The 18,975-nt window shown below is 34.7% G+C and carries 23 protein-coding genes; all 23 read right to left on the bottom strand.

Annotated features, from left to right (window positions below; genetic code table 11):
• Positions 1-56: 56 nt before the first annotated feature.
• The 23 genes from ABF633_RS04290 to ABF633_RS04180 all read right to left on the bottom strand — a co-directional run bounded on the left by ABF633_RS04290 (position 57) and on the right by ABF633_RS04180 (position 18,964).
• Positions 57-980, bottom strand: a complete 924-nt coding sequence (locus ABF633_RS04290) for a helix-turn-helix transcriptional regulator (protein ID WP_415522350.1) — start codon at positions 978-980, stop codon at positions 57-59.
• A 74-nt stretch (positions 981-1,054) separates the two neighbouring features.
• Positions 1,055-1,342 carry a helix-turn-helix transcriptional regulator gene (locus tag ABF633_RS04285; RefSeq protein ID WP_415522347.1) on the bottom strand — a complete coding sequence of 96 codons (288 nt, stop codon included), beginning with the start codon at positions 1,340-1,342 and terminating at the stop codon, positions 1,055-1,057.
• 163 nt (positions 1,343-1,505) lie between these two features.
• Positions 1,506-3,071, bottom strand: a complete 1,566-nt coding sequence (locus ABF633_RS04280; protein ID WP_415522346.1) for a recombinase family protein — start codon at positions 3,069-3,071, stop codon at positions 1,506-1,508.
• Positions 3,064-3,489 (bottom strand): recombinase, encoded by a 426-nt coding sequence (locus tag ABF633_RS04275; protein ID WP_415522344.1) that lies wholly within the window; start codon positions 3,487-3,489, stop codon positions 3,064-3,066. The genes ABF633_RS04280 and ABF633_RS04275 overlap by 8 nt, the downstream gene beginning before the upstream one ends.
• The gene (locus tag ABF633_RS04270) at positions 3,489-5,051 is read right to left on the bottom strand and encodes a recombinase family protein (protein WP_415522343.1); all 1,563 of its coding nucleotides are present in this window, start codon (positions 5,049-5,051) and stop codon (positions 3,489-3,491) included. Before ABF633_RS04270 ends, ABF633_RS04275 begins: the two co-directional genes overlap by 1 nt.
• A gap of 62 nt (positions 5,052-5,113) precedes the next feature.
• Positions 5,114-5,332, bottom strand: a complete 219-nt coding sequence (locus ABF633_RS04265) for an SHOCT domain-containing protein (protein WP_415522342.1) — start codon at positions 5,330-5,332, stop codon at positions 5,114-5,116.
• 180 nt (positions 5,333-5,512) lie between these two features.
• On the bottom strand, positions 5,513-6,196 hold the full coding sequence (locus ABF633_RS04260) for an N-acetylmuramoyl-L-alanine amidase (RefSeq protein ID WP_415522341.1): 684 nt from the start codon (positions 6,194-6,196) through the stop codon (positions 5,513-5,515).
• The gene (locus tag ABF633_RS04255) at positions 6,189-6,599 is read right to left on the bottom strand and encodes a holin family protein (RefSeq protein ID WP_415522340.1); all 411 of its coding nucleotides are present in this window, start codon (positions 6,597-6,599) and stop codon (positions 6,189-6,191) included. Before ABF633_RS04255 ends, ABF633_RS04260 begins: the two co-directional genes overlap by 8 nt.
• Before the next feature lie 26 nt (positions 6,600-6,625).
• Entirely contained in the window at positions 6,626-8,056 is a 1,431-nt protein-coding gene (locus tag ABF633_RS04250; protein ID WP_415522339.1) for a hypothetical protein, read from the bottom strand.
• A 3-nt stretch (positions 8,057-8,059) separates the two neighbouring features.
• Positions 8,060-9,670 (bottom strand): hypothetical protein, encoded by a 1,611-nt coding sequence (locus ABF633_RS04245; RefSeq protein ID WP_415522337.1) that lies wholly within the window; start codon positions 9,668-9,670, stop codon positions 8,060-8,062.
• 1 nt (position 9,671) lies between these two features.
• Entirely contained in the window at positions 9,672-11,570 is a 1,899-nt protein-coding gene (locus ABF633_RS04240) for a phage tail spike protein (protein ID WP_415522335.1), read from the bottom strand.
• 1 nt (position 11,571) lies between these two features.
• Positions 11,572-12,273 carry a distal tail protein Dit gene (locus tag ABF633_RS04235; RefSeq protein WP_415522333.1) on the bottom strand — a complete coding sequence of 234 codons (702 nt, stop codon included), beginning with the start codon at positions 12,271-12,273 and terminating at the stop codon, positions 11,572-11,574.
• 1 nt (position 12,274) lies between these two features.
• The gene (locus ABF633_RS04230) at positions 12,275-14,908 is read right to left on the bottom strand and encodes a phage tail tape measure protein (protein WP_415522331.1); all 2,634 of its coding nucleotides are present in this window, start codon (positions 14,906-14,908) and stop codon (positions 12,275-12,277) included.
• Positions 14,909-14,920: 12 nt separating this feature from the next.
• Complete coding sequence (locus ABF633_RS04225; protein ID WP_415522329.1) at positions 14,921-15,046, bottom strand: hypothetical protein; 126 nt, start codon at positions 15,044-15,046, stop codon at positions 14,921-14,923.
• Positions 15,047-15,114: 68 nt separating this feature from the next.
• Positions 15,115-15,438 carry a hypothetical protein gene (locus ABF633_RS04220; RefSeq protein ID WP_394887170.1) on the bottom strand — a complete coding sequence of 108 codons (324 nt, stop codon included), beginning with the start codon at positions 15,436-15,438 and terminating at the stop codon, positions 15,115-15,117.
• 98 nt (positions 15,439-15,536) lie between these two features.
• A complete protein-coding gene (locus tag ABF633_RS04215; protein ID WP_415522327.1) occupies positions 15,537-16,073 on the bottom strand; it encodes a hypothetical protein in 537 nt (178 codons plus the stop codon).
• 29 nt (positions 16,074-16,102) lie between these two features.
• A complete protein-coding gene (locus tag ABF633_RS04210; RefSeq protein WP_415522325.1) occupies positions 16,103-16,693 on the bottom strand; it encodes a hypothetical protein in 591 nt (196 codons plus the stop codon).
• Between the two features lie 119 nt (positions 16,694-16,812).
• Positions 16,813-17,385 carry a major tail protein gene (locus tag ABF633_RS04205; RefSeq protein WP_415522323.1) on the bottom strand — a complete coding sequence of 191 codons (573 nt, stop codon included), beginning with the start codon at positions 17,383-17,385 and terminating at the stop codon, positions 16,813-16,815.
• Entirely contained in the window at positions 17,378-17,722 is a 345-nt protein-coding gene (locus ABF633_RS04200) for a hypothetical protein (protein ID WP_415522321.1), read from the bottom strand. The genes ABF633_RS04205 and ABF633_RS04200 overlap by 8 nt, the downstream gene beginning before the upstream one ends.
• The gene (locus tag ABF633_RS04195; protein ID WP_415522319.1) at positions 17,719-18,111 is read right to left on the bottom strand and encodes an HK97-gp10 family putative phage morphogenesis protein; all 393 of its coding nucleotides are present in this window, start codon (positions 18,109-18,111) and stop codon (positions 17,719-17,721) included. Before ABF633_RS04195 ends, ABF633_RS04200 begins: the two co-directional genes overlap by 4 nt.
• Positions 18,104-18,430 (bottom strand): phage head closure protein, encoded by a 327-nt coding sequence (locus ABF633_RS04190; protein WP_415522317.1) that lies wholly within the window; start codon positions 18,428-18,430, stop codon positions 18,104-18,106. Before ABF633_RS04190 ends, ABF633_RS04195 begins: the two co-directional genes overlap by 8 nt.
• Before the next feature lie 4 nt (positions 18,431-18,434).
• Positions 18,435-18,734, bottom strand: a complete 300-nt coding sequence (locus tag ABF633_RS04185; RefSeq protein ID WP_415522315.1) for a head-tail connector protein — start codon at positions 18,732-18,734, stop codon at positions 18,435-18,437.
• A 17-nt stretch (positions 18,735-18,751) separates the two neighbouring features.
• On the bottom strand, positions 18,752-18,964 hold the full coding sequence (locus ABF633_RS04180) for a Head fiber protein (RefSeq protein WP_415522313.1): 213 nt from the start codon (positions 18,962-18,964) through the stop codon (positions 18,752-18,754).
• Positions 18,965-18,975: the final 11 nt, after the last annotated feature.

Genomic DNA, 18,975 nt, shown 5'->3' with positions numbered 1-18,975 from the left:
AAAATCCCCCCTTAGCTCCTCTTAATTCATATTGAAAATTATCCTTTTGTTTCTATTCAATAGATATGAACATACTCCCCTTGACTTCTTAACCACATATCAATGCCAGTTCCATAAGCCTCAGCACGAATAGTATACACACCATTTTTCTCTCCTATTATTTCCGCTGTTGGCAACCTGTCCAGCACCGCTTCTATTGAAGGGCCACTAAATTCAAATATAATTTTTCTTAGTTCCCCAGAATACATAAATTGCACTCTTTTTCTAAACTCTCCATCATTAAACTTGTCCTTATACGGAATATTAAAATGTTGTTTTGTACCTGCTAAATTAGTAATTCGGTCTATTCGAAATATAGTAGGGAAATCTTTACTGTCATCTCCCATAAAGCCAATGAGATAGAAATAATACTCTGAAAACATTATAGCTACAGGTTTCACAGTTCTATCATTTACCTTTCCATCTTGCCTTGCATAAGAAAACGTGACTATTTCTTGTTTGTTTATAAATAATGATAACTCCCATATAGGTGACAGCAGCTTCTTATTGTGTTTAAGGGGTATGTATTGTGATAACTCATTTTTTACAATTTCACCTACAGTTTTTCTATCATTTGGAACAACCTGAGACATTAACTTACCAATTATCCCATTCAGTTCTTCCTTTTGAAAAGCACGACTTTCTAGAAGTATTTTACAAAGTGCAAGTACCTCCTCGTTAGTCAACCATTCACGCTCAAAGCGGACTAGAAAATATCCACCTTTGGACTTATCATATTTTATCAAAACTTCAGTTTCTGAAAGGTGCGTTTCAGAAAGATATGCTCTCAAATCATCAATATCTCGTTGAATTGTTTTTTCTGATACACCAAATTCAATTGCCAATTTATCTTTTGTGAGTAATTCACCTTTATTTAATCTCTCATAGATACTCAGCAATCTAAATCCTTTATTTCCACGATAGTCTATACTTAAATTCAACTCGTCACCACCTCATCCTCTAAATATAATTATACATATGAAGATGGACACATAATGGGGTTTTGAAAAAATTCTTATTTTAATTTCAATTCATTATTAAGTTCATCTGTATATATCTCAAGTATATTTAGAAGCTTGTCAGTCTCAGGGTTTTTGATAAATACCAATAGCAAGCTTAAAAAAGTATTCCAAGATAACTTAGCTTTCTTATTTTCTACTTGCATTATAGTGTGTCTTGAAACACCAATTAAATTAGCTAATTGTATTTGTGTTAAGCCTAACTTTGTTCGAAGCATTGCTAAATTATCTGCCATGTTTACTGTAACTTTTTCTCTCACTAACATTACATTATTGTTTTCCAAAGCACACTCACCTCTTTTGTGAAAATTTTACCATATAAATATATCACAAAATTTTACATTTTACAATTAATACATACAAAATGTTAAAAATAATGACTTTTAAATAAAAAAAAGAACCAACCCGAGAACATTTTCTCCTAAGTTGGTGCTTATAATAATTCTTCTATCTCTCTACATTCACACTTGTGCCTGACTTGAATTCCACCGAGAATTTTTTCTCATAAACCGTTACCTTTTCAACCATTCGTCTCACAAGGGATTCATCGTATTCTTCTATCTGCTCCATCTGCTCTGCAAGGAACTCCTGCATCTCGGCAATTCGCTGTTTCAAGCCTTCTCGTTCAGCATTCTCTGCCATAGCATTCTGCTTTAGTTCTCGCAAACGGTCTATCTTATCAGCAAGGTCATTATAATCCTTTTTAGCATTTGCTCGTTTCAACAGTTCCTTTTGCAATTCTTCCAACTTAACATTGATGCTTTCCATAGAACTTTCATCTTCCAAAGCAAGTACCGATGCAATGTTCTTCTCTAAAGCTACAAGCATATCATCCTTGCCACCAAGTGCCATATTAATAGCTTTTATTACAGCCTCTTGAAGTTCCGTTTCTGCAACTGTAGGTGCATCACAGCGCTCTGGACCATGTTCCACTCGGGTGACACATCGCCAAACAAAGGAACGCTTACCTCTGTTATTCCAAGCAATTCTGCGATATATATCACCACACTTTGGGCAATAGACAATGCTTGAAAGAGCATACTTGCTGCTATAAACTCTTTTCTTTCGGTCAGCACCACTATGGAGATTAACTCTTCTTAGCATTTCCTCCTGCACCTGCATATAAAGGTCACGGGGAATGATGGGTTCATGGCTATTCTCCACATAATACTGTGGAACAATGCCGTTATTTTTAACCCGCTTTTTCGTAAGTACATCCACCGTGTATGTCTTCTGCAAAAGGGCGTCACCAATGTATTTCTCATTTTTTAGGATTTTCTTTATTGTTTCTGGTCTCCATCTTGCTTTACCGGCTGCAGTTAGGATACCATCTGATTCCAAACTTTCTCCGATTTGTTTTAGGCTTGCTCCTTGCAGATACTCCAAATAGATACGTTTTACAATCTCTGCCTCAGTAGGTTCTATAATCAGATGACCTTCATCATCTTTGGTATATCCCATAAAACGATTGTGGTTCACCTGTACCTCACCGTTTTGGTAACGGAACTGCAATCCCAACTTTACATTCTTGCTTAAGGATTCCGATTCTTGTTGGGCAAGACTCGCCATAATTGTAAGTAGTATCTCTCCCTTAGAATCTAAGCTATTGATATTTTCTTTCTCAAAGTATACGGAAATGTTCTTTTCCTTTAATAATCTAATGTATTTCAGGCAGTCCAGAGTATTTCTCGAAAATCTGCTTATGGACTTTGTAATAATCATGTCGATGTTACCTGCCATACACTCCTCAATCATTCTATTAAACTCATGACGCTTTTTTGTATTGGTTCCACTTATACCATCATCCGCAAATACACCACTTAGCTGCCATTCTTCATTTTTTTGTATGAAATTGGTGTAATGCTCTATCTGTGTCTCGTAACTTGTAGCTTGCTCATCGCTGTCGGTACTTACACGGCAGTACGCTGCGACTCTGAGTTTTGGCTTGTCTTCCATTTTTACAGTATTGCCTACACGTCTTCGTGCTGGGATAACTGTTACGCTTTTATTCATCTTCTGTCACCTCACTTTCTATTAATCCATATGCATATTTAGCCTGTTCAAATGGGTCAGTATATTTTAACTGCACCCTTGGCATGGTAAAACGCACCACTGGCTTTGGCTTTTCCTGCTTTTCAAGTTCTCGAATTCTTCCAAGAGAACTTGCCCTTGCAATTCTCATTTCTTCAGCTTTATCAAATGTTTCTTTATCAATTATGGACGGATAGAAGTCATCCCCAAGGTAATACCTCTTTCTAAGCATCATTCCAGCACTACTATGAGATAACTTTAATCCTGCATTTTCAGCAGCTACCTTTAGTGCAAAGCCGGAAATATATGCTTTGTAAAAATTTCTTATATTTTCAGCCTGTTCTTCATCAACCACTGCTTTTCCATCTATAATTTTGTATCCATAAGGTATGTGTGCCATTAATATGCCATCCTTTCCCTAAGTTCTAATCCACATTTTAATAGGAATATAATTTCCTCTCTTGAAACCACTGTAATCTTATCCACGTGGGCAAGAAATACTTCATCTTCATACTCCTTCAGCATTTCACTTTCAGAAACATATTTTATTAGCTTTTCCAAAGCATCAAATTTTGTTCTATCACCACTTACTGAATGCATCAGCTTGTTTTTTTCAGTCTCTAACATTTCTTTTTCCTGAATCAAGGTGTTGTTTTCACTGTTAAATAGTGCAGGTTCTAAAATGCCACTTGCCATTAGGCTTGTAAGCACCTGCCTTTGTTCCATATTCTTTTCAAGCTTTGTTTCGTATTCTTGTATCTGCAGTAATCGGTATTTATCATCTAGTCCTTGCAAGCTGCGAAGTAACGGTCTTAGCACCACTTGATGTGAAAAAATCAACTTATTCATCATTGTAAGAAAAGCCACCTTTATGCTATCGTCTGTGATATATTTCATGGAGCAGGAATATTTATCTTCAATGTGATGGGTGCAACACCAAGCCACATAATTTCCACTTGGTTTATTATGAATTCTTCGTTTAAAAACACTACCACACTCTCCACATATGATTTTCCCTGAAAAACCATAACGGTTTTGATAACGCTGGGTATTCTCACCATTGCCTTTTTCCTTACCACGCTGGCTCATAACTTCATTAGCTTTGTTAAAAACCTCGTGGCTTACGATTGCCTCGTGATGGGCTGTACATAAATATTGGTCTTGCTCTCCATAATTTGTATGGCGGTTAAAACTGCTATCTGTGTATGTTTTCTGGAAAATAACATCTCCTGTGTACTTCTCATTTCGGATAATCGCATTAACAGTTCCAGCAGTCCATTTACTGCCTTTTTTACTTTTAACACCAAGTTCATTTAGTTCTTTTGCAATAGTATGGGTACTCTTTCCTGCAAGAGTATCTGTAAATATCTGTTTTACAACTTCCGCCTGCTCTGGCACAATTACCATTTCTCCATCTATGTTTGCATATCCATAGGGAGGAAAAGAAATTATGTAGGTGCCATCCTGAAAACGCTTCTTAATGCTCCATTTTTCATTTTCTGAAATGGACACCGATTCACTTTCTGCAAGACTGCTTAAAATGGAAAGCATCAGTTCACTATCCATAGAGCCGGTATTGATATTTTCCTTTTCAAAATTAATGTATACATTTAAATCAAGCAGTTTTCTTACTATCTCCAAACAGTCTGTTGTATTCCTGCAAAGTCTGCTGATGGACTTTGTAATCACCAAATCAATCATACCTTTTTCACAGTCTGCAATAAGAGAAAGCAATCCACTCCTGACTTCTTTTTTAGTGCCTGTGACCCCTTCGTCAAAATAAAGGCCCGAGTACTCCCACTCATCATTGGCTTTGATGTAATTTTCATAATGTGCCTTTTGTGCATCAAGGCTTATTAGCTGTTCATCACGTGCTGTAGATACTCTGCAATAGGCAGCAACACGGATTTTCTTCTTGACTGATAACACTTTGGTATCGATGATTTTTGTTATTCTTTTCATCAACTCACCTCGCTTTCCGTTAGGTCACATATTACCTCTGAACCCCATATAAATCAACGGATTCAGAGCATTATTTCTGCCAGATATGGCGAGAAAGTTTGGCGGTTTAATTCTGTGATTTTGTTAAATTCATCTACACTTATTAGCCCCTTTTCAAGGATAGATTTCAGTATCTTCTGAGCAATAATATAATCATATTCTCGCTGTAATTCTTCCTGCGTATATACCTTCTTTACGGATATAGGCATTTGCTGTTCATCTGTGACTTTTGTGACCTTCATAGGTTTTCCTCCCACCCTTTAAGATTAATCCCTCTAACTTCCTAAGGACAAAAATCATAAATTCGGACGCATGTTTTATAAAAAAGAAAAAAGCCTGCAAGAATCTCCGAAAAGAATCCTACAGGCTGTCGTTCAATTAATATTCAGTTAAACCTTTGTGGTGTATTCTAGGGGTAACAGCTACTTATTGAATATCATAATTGTTGCATCAAAGCCTGCTGCCTTTAACTTCTGTACTTGATTTTCAGCATTTTCTCTTACTGAATATGAACCTGACATTACTCTATAAAAAGTTTGTCCACTTGCTGATTGTGTTGATGCTGAAGGTTCAATATAATCAACCCCTACTTGTGCTAAGATTGCTTTTGCTAATGCCTTTATTATTTCATTTCTTTTTGCATCAAATAAGTTGTTGTCCCCTGTGTTATCAATAAAACCAATCTCTATTAACACCGCTGGAGCTTTGGTTTCTCTTAATACATGATAGTTTGCTTCCTTTACACCTCTATCTACAAAACCCAATGCTACAAGAGATGTTTGTATCCTTTGAGCCAAACTTTTTGATTTTGCTCCTGGATTTAAATATGTGTAAGTTTCAACTCCTCTAGCCTGTTCTGGCTGAAAGGCATTTCTATGAAAGGATATGAAGTAATCATAGATATTTCTATTTTCAAAAGCACTTCTATCATTAAGACTTACTGTAGCATCTGATGATCTTGTTTCATCAACTGTAACTCCATGCCTTCTTACCTCTGCTGCTACAGCCATGCCTATGCTTAAAACATCATTGCTTTCCCTTCTCCCATTATAACAAGCACCGCTGTCTTCTCCACCATGTCCATAATCAAAACATAATCTAACCATTACTCTTATCCTCCTTATTTAACTGTTCTAAAATTTCTTTTAGTTTTTGTGGTATTGGTAGACCTATCTTAGCTGCATTTTCTATAATGCTTATACCTTCATTAGAAACATAGAAAAAAATAACAGCAGTACGAATTGCACTACCGTTCTTAAGAAGATAAACATCTATTATATTTCCTATACCAACAAAAGCAAAAATCAATACCTTTTTAAAAATCCCTCTAAATCCAACCTCACTTGATAGCTTTTTCTCTAGCACTGCTACCATTAAGCCTGTTACATAGTCAATGACAACAAAAGTAATCAGTGCATACATAAAGCCATCAACTCCTCCCAAGAACCACCCTAAGTATCCTCCTAAGGCGGTAAATATCAATTGCAAAGTATTTAATATATTCTTCATCACTTTCTCCTCCTGAATTTATTATTTTAATGTGGCGGCATATCCAATGGATATACATAATCCACAGTTAGATCATATTGAATTTTCATTGTGTTAGTTGGAGTTTTAGTAACAGGCTCCGGAAGTAGTGTATGTGCTCCTGCTGGAACAACCCAACTAAAACCTATATACCCATAGCTACTTGTCCAATATCTGCATACAAGATTTAAATCAAAATCCCATCTACAATAGTCACTACCACTACTCCATTGACCAGCATTATTTCCACTATGGCTATTGCTATAAATACTTAAATCAGATTTATTAAAAACTATATGAATACCATTTGCTACAACCATTAGTTTATTGTTAGGGATTTCAAACACCGTAGCATTGTATCCGCTTGAACTATGAATGGTAATGTTTTTAACAAAAGTTCCATCCTTGTTGTATACAGCCATTACCGTTTTACATATTGACTGATTAGAATTATAAGTATAAAAGGTATATAATACATTGCTTTCTGTAACGCATATATCCCAATAATATCTTGAAGTTGTCATTGTTACTCCATCAACAGTATCCATTGCTGCACTTCTACCATAGGTTTGCACCACTTGTAAATTCTTATCTAGCTTTTTAAAGGTTCCATCTGTATGCAGAATCCAAAAACTTTGAGTGTATTTATCGTAACAAATACTCCTTGCATTTGCTGGCAGTGCTTTATCAGCTTGGGCCACCCAAGTTCTCTTATCCCAACAATATACCTTCGTAGAATCAACTTGTAGTGCGTAAAAATAGGTTTCATCTGTTGCAACACAATGAGTTCCTAAACTAGCGCTAGAATTACCTGACTTAAGCCATTTTTTATCATAAAGCCAATTATACTGTGGATATCCATAACTACCGCTTTCCATGCTCCCAAAACCTGTTAAATAAATACTTTTAAATGTTCCATTCCCTGCACTTGTAGGAAAATCCACTACCCAATGCCTAGTTACTGAATTTAATATTGTTCCACTACCGTTAGCATATGTAGCAGGTCTAGTTGATTCATTGGCATTTCTGTTACCTCTTCTTGTGTTGGAGCCAGCATAATTTTGCCATAAATCACAGTATCCTATTACGTTTCCCCACATCCAATAATCATAAGGATCTTCTGGAATATCTCCATCAGTTAATGCTAATACATTGCATGGGCCATAACCTTGGCTATTGTAACACCTGTAAATATCATTATTCACAGTGTTATCTAGTATTTTATAGAAGTACCCATCTAAGTAGGCTGCATTTGCAAATACCGCTGATATCCTATTTTCACTTTTAGCTTCATAGGTTTTCTCACCTGTTATTGCATCAAATAGCTCTACAGTAAATACACCTTTTGTTGGTACTTCAATAGGCTTATTTTTTACTACTTCAAGCTTTCTGCCTGTTATAAAATCTTTACTGTAAGCCACACTTTCCCTAAACTTCACCGATTACACCCCCTGTGTTTTATAATCTAACTTTATCTGTCTTACTATAACTGGGCTGTTTAAATTGACTTGCTCCATATACCAAGCAAATCTTATTTTCTTATTACTTAGCCCTAAACTAGTCCATTGAGCTTCGGTTATTGCTTCAAGAGTTGCTTTAGTCATCCCCCTGTCTTTTACATCCTGCATATTATTTATATCTAAAGAAACCCAAGCGTTGTTATACCAAGCTTTCCATGTAACTCCGCCATTTTCACTTAGTGCAAACTTTAAAACACTTGCTCCACTGCAATTTACTTGAAGAGTTGCTTTTACTATTCCTATAATATAGGCTTCATCAAAGAATTCATCATTTGCCATTTTTATAAGCTTAGGATGAGGTACACCTGTCTGATATATCTTTGGAGATGGATTTGTATCATACATGGTAGCAAAATCACACCACATAAGTAATGTAGGAGTTGGAGTAACAATCCCCACCCTTGTTGGATGCGGCTTATCATTTCCATAATCTCTAAACATTTGTGGGGTTGCAGGTGCATCACCAACCTTTGCAAATTGAACCGCCTTCAATACTGCTGTAATACTACTTAAAGTTAAACTCTTACCACTACTTGATTCTTGATAAGTCCCACTAGAAGTACTATCAAATACAGTAAACCAATTGATACCATCTTCTGAAACTTGAGTTTTTGTTCCATAATAAGTTCTGCTGTCACTGTAATAATGCCATATTTTTATTGTGCTTAATTGATAACCTTGTTGTAAATCTATCTCTACATAAGCTGGTTGTGTCATTGAAATTCCAACATATAAACTTGTATCTGTGCTATTATCAGTAACCCTTGATAGGGGCCTTGAACTATCTTCAATAGGACCATTTGAAGATACTGGTTTGTTCTGAGCTACGTTTGCACCTAAGCTAGTTATCGCTTGTACTTCTACCCAATGATTACCTGTATTTGCTGTACTACCATTAACCCAGTCTCTTATATATCTAATATTTAATTCACTAGCAAGTTTTGAAAACACAGTAGTTTCAGCATAATTTTTAATCTCCTCACCATCCTGCACTAAATACTTGGTTATCGCAGGCATATACTGCCCTTCTGAAATAGTATAATAAGTTCCTCTGTTGGCAGGGTCTGCTGGAGCTAAAGCGTAGCTTTTTCCTGTTTGACAGCCATAACTTATTGTCCCATTACCCTTTGAATCAAGGTTACTTGTTCCTCCACCATCATTTCTTACTACAATTAAGGTCATCCCACCATCCGGAAAACATATTAGTTCCCAAATTAAATTATTTGACCCCCATGAACTATAATAAGTATTTCCTTCAAATCTAAGCCTAAAGCAGGTTTGTCCATACATTGTTTCAGTGCTGTAATAAAGAGCATTGTAGCTTGCATCTCTATTATTTATATTTAAATGCTGTGTACCACTACCAAACCCAACCCAACTATTACCACTTGTATAAATGGTGTTTACATCAGCTCCTCCATATTTCATTGTCATGCCCATAGCAATATTTACCGTAGTATCATCATTAGTAGTCCCAAGCCTAGTCATTCCTGTATTTCCTAAGGCTGAAAGCTGTGTGCTTATTGCTGGCATATTACTTCACCTCCAATGTTTCTATATAAGACCACTTTGCTGCATCTGCCATTGGTGCTGATAAGATAATTCCATCAGAGATTGGATCTGTAAGCTTTGTAAATTCAACTGCAGGAACTGTACTTAAAAAATACATTCCATTATTGTCTATTGCTAAGTCAGATGCATTATATAAATATTGGTTACTCAAAACTGGAATCACATCCCATATAACCCCATACTTTATTTGACTTATAAAATAGGAAGTTGTCTGATTCTTATTTGCCGTAATTGTATTTATAGCAACTCCTTGGTTGCTGCTTAATGCAGGGTTGTTTGGATTTGTATTTCCTGCTTGGTTAATTGGTTGATCTATAATGATATTTCTAGATGTATTTCCACTTAACAAATTGAAATACATACTGTGCATGGCAACAAAGGCTTGAGAATCTTTAACTTCTGCGTGTGGCGGTTCTGCATTAAGTCCACCTTGAAGATTTCTACCATCAATCATAAGCTGTAAATTCCATATCGGTATTGTAAAAGTTCCAGCATCAACACTAAAAAATACACCTATATAATGTGCTCCTGCTGCTACCTGTGGAATTCCAAGCGGTATTCCTATGGTGTTATCCCCTTGCTGCAGTTTTGTTTTGGGTGTAAAAGTTATATCCGTATTATCAAGTTGTATTTTTATTGTGAGAGTACAAGCTTGACTTGCTACACCATAAATAGATAAAAGCACAGTAAGATTGGTGTTGGCTATTGCAGTAACCCCTAAATATATAGGTTGCTGCACTGATGTATTAATAGTTAAAACCTGTGGACTTGCATAATAAAGCATAGAACTTAAAGCTTGTGCTACTTGGTTTCCTAAATCATCTTTTACAGTTTTAAGCAAAGAAGTAGGGTCCATTGTATTAGTTAAATCCTTTAGCGGCTGCCCAAGTTCAACTTTAGTATTTAAGCCTGTTAATACATCCTTCTTTGTTTTAATTACCTTTACCTTAACATCAACATTAAATTCACTATGCCTTACAGTAACAATATCTCCAACCTTTACAGTTTCAAGCTGTTTATATTGTGTATATTCCTTGGTCCTGCTAAGTTCAATGAAATCCACCTGAATATTAACAGTACTTAAGCCAATAACATTTGCTAAATCAGTAGCCATCTTCCTTAAGGTTACTTCATCACCAGCATCATTAATTTCTACTTTTTTTATAATCGGAAATGGGGGATAACTGCTGCTATCCCAATTAGGAACACTAATATATTTTTCTTTTAACTTAACTCCGCCAGCACCTTTAGGATAAAGCTTTGTTACTACTTCTGTTGTATCAACAGTAACCTTCAAACCTTGAATGTTTTTTCCGTACTTTATTAATACCCCAGTGTCATTTCCCATTTGCTTTAGAATTTTAACTGTGTAGTTGTCTCTTAAAAGTTCCCCTTGTCCCCATTTCTCTATCATCTTGAAAAACGCTTCAACTGGACTTATTTCTACCATATAAAGTGTATTGGCAACTACAATATCACTATCTACTTCATAAATTAGAGACAAATCATTCACTAAAGCTTTTTGCATTGCAGTTTTTATTGGTGCGTTTTCTGCTCTTACATCTTCTATAAAATAATAGGCCATGTCATAAAAGATATGGTTTGCATAAACCTTAATCCTTTTATCACTGGCCTGTACTTTTTCCACTTTATATATTCTAAATAACTGTCCATTAACTTTTATTATATTGAACTCTTGTAAATACTGAACCTTTTTAGAATTAGCAGGATACTCTAATTCCAAAGCATACTGTCCATTTAACTCTTCTGTTATTTCTAATAGGATACACTCATGTAAAACCGCTAAACCATTATTATCAAAGTTCCCTTTTAAAGTCCTTCTATCATAAACGCAGATCAAACTATAGCCACCTCCAATTTGGAGTGATTTCTACCTTAGAAACATTACCACTCCAAGAGATGCTGTTATCTCCAACAGATAAAACAGGAAATTCCCCTGTAACCTTGCTATTTAGATTTTCACCACTTTGATTATATGCATTTTGCTGAAGACTATCTAAAATAATATGATCTGTTATTCCTTTAAATTTTACAGTTTGAGATTGGATATTCAAAGTAATATCTCCATTCCCCATAACCTTTACTACAGGTTCAGAGTATATCGTACCTAGATTGGTTACCTTACCTGTTGCTATTAAATTTATGCTATTGTTATTTACTGCGTATTTAAATGGATGGCAGTTAAAAACAATAACAAACTTAGAAAAATATTTATAGGCTTGAGTAAAGTCAATTTCATTAACTACTTGTGCTACATACTTTCTATCTGTTTGAAAATCAAAAATCAAGCTGCTTTCTCCTGTTCCTATAAGCCAACCTTTTACATCATCTATTTTGTTAGGAAGGCTTCCTTCCTTTAAAGAACATTCAACTGTTATTGTAATATCCTCATAAGTATTTTCATCAAATCTCAAACTTGAATTTCTTCCTGGAACTACAACATTTGTTATTCTTCTTTTAGGCGAAGGAATAGAAGGTCTCTTAGTTATTAAAATCCCATAGTCTGTAAAGCTGTTTTTACCGCCAAAATTAAAACTAAGCATCCTAAGCACCTCCTCTTCCCATTGCTACTCTCTGCCTATAAAATTCAAGTTCATAAGCAAGCTGTTCTATATCTTTTTCTGTATTGTTAATGAAGTTTTCTATATGAAGTGTTAATCCGCTGCCACTTCCTCCTTTGGCTTTTTCAATTGCTTTTGCCATAAGATCATCTAATCTATCAATAGGAAGTACAGCTTCAGTTCCTGCTTCACCAACACCGATAACACTTGGTCTGTTAAAGATTCCTCCCTTTGCATACCAATCTACACCTAGATGAGGTACACTTGGAGGATTTAAGCTGAATTCGCCTTTAATACTGAAGTGTGGCAGGTTAATATGAGGAAATTTAATATCCAGTCTATCAAAGAAACCTTTTATTTTATCTAACTGATCCTTCACAAAATTTACTGCAGCATTGATTGGCGTCATTATTGCAGATTTAATATTATTCCATATATTAGTTGTAACTGATAAAATACTGCTCCATACATTAGATACAGTGTTTTTAATGCCATTTACTGTATTTGTAAATAAGCTTGATACTCCACTCCACATATTTGAAAAGAAACTTGAGATAGAATTCCAAACAGATGTGGTGGTATTCTTTATTGCACTCCATACAGAATTTAAAGCTAATTGTATAGCATTCCAAACGGTAGTTGTCACTGATTTTATAGTATTCCAAGCTGTAGTCAAAGTAGAAACTATTGAATTTATTATAGGAGTAATAAAATTAACTATTGAGTTCCAGACCATATTTATTATTGAAGAAACTGCATTAAACACTGTTGTTGTAACAGTTTTTATGTTATTCCATGCAACAGTAATTGTATTTCCTATTGCTTGAATAGTAGGATTTAGAAAACTGACTATACCATTCCAAACAGTACTTATCACACCAGATACAGCATTCCACACCGTGGTTGTTACAACTTGAATAAGCTGCCAAGCAACACTTATCACAGCTGTAACTATATTTATATAGGTTTGAACAATAGATGAAATAATAGTCCAAGCACTGATAAAGATAGCCTTTATTATTTCCCATAGAAAAGCAAATCCTGTCTTTACACCTTCCCAGATAGTTTTAATAACATTTGCTATACCCTCAACTATTGGAAGAACCACAGCTTTTATTGATTCCCAAGTAGAAACTATTGCTGTTTTTATTGCAGTTACAGAATTACTAATGCTAGTTTTAAGCCATTCCCATATGCCGCTTATTGAAACTTTTATAGTATCCCAGTTTTTATATAGAAGAACTCCAACAGCAACAAGTCCAGCTATAACAGCTATTGCAATTCCAACTGGACCAGTTATTGCTGCAAATACTGCACCTAGTGCCGCTGACGCACCTCCTGCTGCTGCAATGGCTCCTGAAACTGCACTTATAATAGAAGATAATGTTCCTATGATTGTGATAACTTTTCCTACTATTAAAATAACAGGACCAACTGCAGCTACAATTAAGCCTATCTTAACTATACTTTCCTGTTGTTCTTTTGATAATCCTTGGAACTTATCCATCAAAGGCTTTATTACAGCTATAAGTTTTTCAAGTATTGGAATTAGAATCTGACCAAATTGAATACCAATCTGCTCTGCCTGTTCTTTCATTATTCTAATCTTATTTGTTGGGCTGTCCATGGTTCTAGCAAGGTCACCTTGAGCATTCTTGGTTGCTTCCATGATTGCTCCATATCTTGCTTGTACCTTTTGAGCCTCAGTTAATTCCTGTCCCTGCTTTGCTATACCATTTGCATAGGCATAAGTTTTAATTGTTGTGTCATTAACCAAAATACCCAAAGATTTGAGAGGTTCTGCCTCTCCTGAAATACCTGACTTTAACTTTTCAAAAGCCTCCTCTGGCTTAAGGTTGTAAAATGAAGCCATATCATAAGAAAGCTGTGTTAATCCTTCGGACATTTTTAAAGATTCATCTGTTGTAAGTCCCATGCTTGTAAGCATTGCATTATAAGTAGCCATATTGTTTCTAACATTATAGGCATTTAAGCCTAAAGCCTTAGAAGTTTCCTCAGACCACTTTCTTGCATCTCCAGCCACTCCCCCCATAGCTACTTCAAAGAGATTCTCTGATTCTACTGCATCCATAGCCATTTTTGTAGCTGCTGTTCCAATTCCTACAAGAGGTAATGTAACAGCAGTGGAAAGCTTACTTCCAACTGAAGATATCTTCTCTCCTACAGACTTCATCTTTTCCCCTGCTTTTTCCATGGACTCTGAAAGCTTATACCAAGATGAACTCTTCGTATTTAATTCAGTTGTAGTTTGTTTTAGTTCCTGCTGCATCTTATTTAATTCAGCTACTGCATAGTTAAGTTTTATCTTAAGGTTCTCTGTTGCTTTAGCATCTTCACCTTTTTTCTGGGCACTTTCCTGAAAGCTTTTATTAAGTGCTGCAACTTTATCCTTTTGAAGTTCAATCTGTTTACTTAAGGTATCTGCTTTAAGCCTTAGGCCTTCTTCAGATTTTCCAAAGTCACCAAGTTTAGAACTTGCCGCTGCAAATTCACTTTGAACTAACTTTAACCCTCTTTGGATTTTAGCTACACCTTCTTGAAAGCCTCTATCATCAAGGCCAACTCTTGCTACAACTGTACTTGCATCTGCCGCCATCGCATCACCTCCTTAGAAAATAACATTATCTATATAATCAAGCTCCTCTTCTTCTTCAATTCCATTAACTCTTTTGTATACATTGAAAAGTGCTTGTAACTTCTTAGGTGTACTTTTCCAAAACTGCTCCTCAGTCATTTTTAAAAGGTTTGTTCCTAAATAGAAAAGCCACTCCCAATCCCATCCTTCGGAATCAGTGTGGCTTTCTATTCCCCCATGTTTTCAGTTACTTCTGGCATTGCTATTACCAATGCTTCATTAATAGCTGTACCTAATCTCTCCATATCATTTAAAGTAAGCATTTTTCCTACTTCTTTAAGAGTAACACTTTCATCTTCAGCTTTAATTGCTGAGTAGATCAGTGCTCTAATTGCTTTAATCTTTCTGTTCTGTAAGTCCTCAAAGGCTTGGTTAATATCACCATATACCTCTTCTAGCTCACAGAATGTGTTCATATCAAATTTAAGCTCATACTCTTTATTACTGAGTTTAAACTTTATTCCTTTATTTTTTAGTTCTGATGCTTTCATGTGATCAGCTCCTTTCTGAATTTTGGGCAAGAAAAAAACAGGGTGTCTTGAATTCCCTGTTGTAAGTTACTATATAAGAACATTGTTAAAAATAATAACTAAATCACTTCATACATAAATAAATTCAGTTCATTATCTTCTACAGTATTTAAAGCAGTTTTAAAAAACTTAGTCTTAATACTTCTTTTATTTACTAGGTTCAATGGTGCATTGTCTCGAATTAAATACTTATGATTTTCATCTATATCTCCACCATAACCTATTATAAACACATATTTTTTACAACCTAGTTCCTTTTGAAGTTTTAAAACATCATTTTTAATATCCTTATCATCATCTTTTATCCAAATTTTAAATTCAATTAATGAATCTAAAGTTCCATCTTCTTTTAACAGGGCAAGATCACAATGATTCTTTGCATTGCTAGGATATGGGTACTCCCAATAAACAGTGAATGGATACTCCTTTCTTAAAAGTTCCTTAAAAATCAAATAAACAAATGTAGTTTCATAAAGATTACATACTCCATGGTGACTCTTTTTATAGTAATTTGCATTTAATTTAAAAAGTTCATTCAATTCATTCTCTTCGCATAAAATAGCCTCAAGAGCAGAATTAAAAAAAGAATTTATCATCTGCTATACCTCCTCATTAATTTCTTAAATTATTTTTTAAACACAAATACCTCTGCATAGTTATCTGTATAAGTTACCCTTTTGACTGGTGTCATAATAACAGCATCCATATTAGGGTAGATACTTTGTAAAGCATTTGAAATATTAGATAACCTATTTAAATCTTTTATAGAAACAAAGAGTATTACACCTACATCATTCTCTGCTGGTTTAAAGCTTTTTTTAAGCTTTTCAATACCTTCTGATTCATCACAATTTAAATTTATTTTCAAATACTCAATTAAACTTCCTTTTGTAAGTGACTTAATATCATTAAAATCAACCATTCCCACACCATAGTCTTCTGATTCATATTTTTCTAACATATCTAGATAAGCCTCAATATGCTTTTGACCTATAAAAGCATCTACACTACTGCTTAATTCATCAACATTTATCTTAAGATTATCCTTAGAATCTTCTTCTGTAAAATCATAGTTTCTATCTACTACACAAATATCACACCCGCTCAATTCAGTAACGAATTTTAGTTGTCTATGTTTAAATTTTTCATTTATCCATTCAATATTTGTAAAGCATCTTAACTTAAAATCTGGCTCATCTAGTTGAAAATCAAGCAATTGTTTCATCTCCTCATCTATCAACAGAATTGTATTTTTACAATTTAAAATGCAAATCACTTACACTCTTTATTATACCAAACATTTCCTTCAAGTTAAATTTATTTCATATAATTAGTTTATGGTATTTCAGCAGGCTCACTTGGCACAGCTGTAAACCATGAACTAATTATTGTTGTATCTACTCCTTGAGCATCCTCATCACAAATAAATCTGTAATTACCATCAAACTCCCTTGAGAAGAATTTCCCTTTAAGCTTTGCGCTCTGAGCCTTTGGCTTTTCTGCCTCTGTATCATATTCATCTGTGGCAAGTTCAAATTTCCCTTTCAATAGCCACACAAACCTATACTTACCACTATTCTTCTTTGATTTAAAACCTAAAGCTATCGTTGGTGGCATATCATCCTTATTTTCAATAAGAACCCCTTTTACAACCTTTGCTCCTTGAAGCTTTGCTCTGCTTGTAAGTGAAAGCTGATTCACTTCAATTTCAACATCTACACCTTCAAAAGCAGTAATAATATCTTCCACTGCATCATCAGAATAAATATTATCTGAATTTGATTTTGGAGAAAGCTTTGCACTTATTGCTCTTTCAAGTTTTATTGGCGGATCATAAGTTGTTGCAGTTGCATCATCTGTTTTTAATATAGCTATATGAATATCTCTAAGTCCTATCTGTCTAGCCATTTGAATCACTCTCCATTTCTTCTAAATAATAAAATTTAAGACCCTTATGATAAATTTTCGTATCTTCCTCATAAAGGTCCACTTCATTTAATCTTTTAAATCCAACCTTAATCAAAAGTTCCTTAATACTTTTAACTATCCCTGTATAATCCACCTTTGACCAAACATCTACTTGTATATAATGTGCTGTTAAGGCTTCCTCATCATCTTCATATTCTTCACCATTTGTAAAATACTCGTGAAAGGTTATATAGGTATCTGCTTTTCCAGTATATCTTTGAAAAGAAACAGGGATATTAAGAGGTTTTAAGGCATCAATTATAAGTTTATTTATCATTCCTCAATCCCCCTTTTTAGTTCTTCCATAATGGTTTCATTTATTTTCTTCTTATTCTCAAGAAGTGAGTTTTCTGCCCAATGTTGTGCGGGCATTTTTGAAGTTCCAAACTCTGTGAATTTAGAATAAAAGAACTCTGAATTATCTCCTTTGTTAGGACCGATATTAATAAAGTCTACGCCACTTTCCTTCTTTATATCTGAAACCTTTATATTGTCAGCCATGTGTTTCTTAGTTATTTGAGACCTTGGTGCTTTGTTTTCCATGCTATTTTTAACAAGTTCTCCTGCCTTATCTAAAGCTTTCTTTTTGATTTGTTCACCTTTAGCACTAAGTTTATTAACCTTATCAATAAGTTCTTGCATTCCTTCAAGTTCTATTTTAGCCACTGCTCTCTACCTCCAGAGCCTTGATTTCTATGAATTTATTAGCATATTTTATGTTATCAATAGAGGTTATATTGTACTGCTTATCTTTAAATATAATCCTCATTGTTGGTTCTATATTTGGTACATACCTTATTGTAAATTTTACAGTATTCTCTGCTTTAATCACTGCAGCTTCAAAGTATTCTCTACCATGAAGATTTGTAATTGCAACCCATACCGTCTTGTAATCTTGCCAATCCTCAATCTCAAAACCATTCTCATTGGTATCAGTTACTAATTTTTGAAAGGTAATTCTATGCCTCAATTCACCAATATCCATAAAATCACCAGCTTTCCCTGCGAAGATTTCCGAGTATTAATTTCATTACATTAATTGTCTCTGAAATACTGCCACTTTCACTTTTCTGAGAATATGTTCCTTCCCTTTTTTCATACATATTGGCTACCGCATAAAGGACTGCTTGCCTTACTACCTTTGGCACTTCCTCAAATTCAGATAATGGATATCTTAATATATCTTCACAGATTTCTTCAGCTGTAAAAATAAAATTAGTGATGAGTGTATTTTCCTCATCACCATCTATTCTTAAATACAGTTTTGTCTCTTCAAGTGTTACTACCATACACCCATCACCTCACTTTATTCCACTTCCATAAGACCTGCTACTTTAAGTTTTGTAAGTAGAGCATTGAAATCATTTTTTAAATCTGCAATAGTAGCAGCTATACTTTCTGCTTGATTTGTAGCCATAGGAAACCCTTCTACAATAGCATCTTCATTTATTTTCAAAGCTCCACCTATAACCCATTTATCCCCACCTTGCTCGCTATAATTTTTCGGTATATAACTCATACTACACCTCC

The organism is Clostridium sp., assembly GCF_047718555.1.
Taxonomy (GTDB): Bacteria; Bacillota; Clostridia; order Clostridiales; family Clostridiaceae; genus Clostridium_I.
Note: the sequence above shows the minus strand (reverse complement) of the source record. Positions and strands in the feature narration are given on the sequence as shown.

What these genes read in the sequence shown, in the direction of transcription:
- ABF633_RS04280 (WP_415522346.1), bottom strand. Translation starts at nt 3,071, where the DNA reads ATGAATAAAAGCGTAACAGTTATCCCAGCACGAAGACGTGTAGGCAAT.
- ABF633_RS04275 (WP_415522344.1), bottom strand. Translation starts at nt 3,489, where the DNA reads ATGGCACACATACCTTATGGATACAAAATTATAGATGGAAAAGCAGTG.
- ABF633_RS04270 (WP_415522343.1), bottom strand. Translation starts at nt 5,051, where the DNA reads ATGAAAAGAATAACAAAAATCATCGATACCAAAGTGTTATCAGTCAAG.
- ABF633_RS04265 (WP_415522342.1), bottom strand. Translation starts at nt 5,332, where the DNA reads ATGAAGGTCACAAAAGTCACAGATGAACAGCAAATGCCTATATCCGTA.
- ABF633_RS04260 (WP_415522341.1), bottom strand. Translation starts at nt 6,196, where the DNA reads ATGGTTAGATTATGTTTTGATTATGGACATGGTGGAGAAGACAGCGGT.
- ABF633_RS04255 (WP_415522340.1), bottom strand. Translation starts at nt 6,599, where the DNA reads ATGAAGAATATATTAAATACTTTGCAATTGATATTTACCGCCTTAGGA.
- ABF633_RS04245 (WP_415522337.1), bottom strand. Translation starts at nt 9,670, where the DNA reads ATGCCAGCAATAAGCACACAGCTTTCAGCCTTAGGAAATACAGGAATG.
- ABF633_RS04235 (WP_415522333.1), bottom strand. Translation starts at nt 12,273, where the DNA reads ATGCTTAGTTTTAATTTTGGCGGTAAAAACAGCTTTACAGACTATGGG.
- ABF633_RS04230 (WP_415522331.1), bottom strand. Translation starts at nt 14,908, where the DNA reads ATGGCGGCAGATGCAAGTACAGTTGTAGCAAGAGTTGGCCTTGATGAT.
- ABF633_RS04225 (WP_415522329.1), bottom strand. Translation starts at nt 15,046, where the DNA reads ATGACTGAGGAGCAGTTTTGGAAAAGTACACCTAAGAAGTTACAAGCA.
- ABF633_RS04220 (WP_394887170.1), bottom strand. Translation starts at nt 15,438, where the DNA reads ATGAAAGCATCAGAACTAAAAAATAAAGGAATAAAGTTTAAACTCAGT.
- ABF633_RS04215 (WP_415522327.1), bottom strand. Translation starts at nt 16,073, where the DNA reads ATGATAAATTCTTTTTTTAATTCTGCTCTTGAGGCTATTTTATGCGAA.
- ABF633_RS04205 (WP_415522323.1), bottom strand. Translation starts at nt 17,385, where the DNA reads ATGGCTAGACAGATAGGACTTAGAGATATTCATATAGCTATATTAAAA.
- ABF633_RS04200 (WP_415522321.1), bottom strand. Translation starts at nt 17,722, where the DNA reads ATGATAAATAAACTTATAATTGATGCCTTAAAACCTCTTAATATCCCT.
- ABF633_RS04190 (WP_415522317.1), bottom strand. Translation starts at nt 18,430, where the DNA reads ATGGATATTGGTGAATTGAGGCATAGAATTACCTTTCAAAAATTAGTA.
- ABF633_RS04185 (WP_415522315.1), bottom strand. Translation starts at nt 18,734, where the DNA reads ATGGTAGTAACACTTGAAGAGACAAAACTGTATTTAAGAATAGATGGT.
- ABF633_RS04180 (WP_415522313.1), bottom strand. Translation starts at nt 18,964, where the DNA reads ATGAGTTATATACCGAAAAATTATAGCGAGCAAGGTGGGGATAAATGG.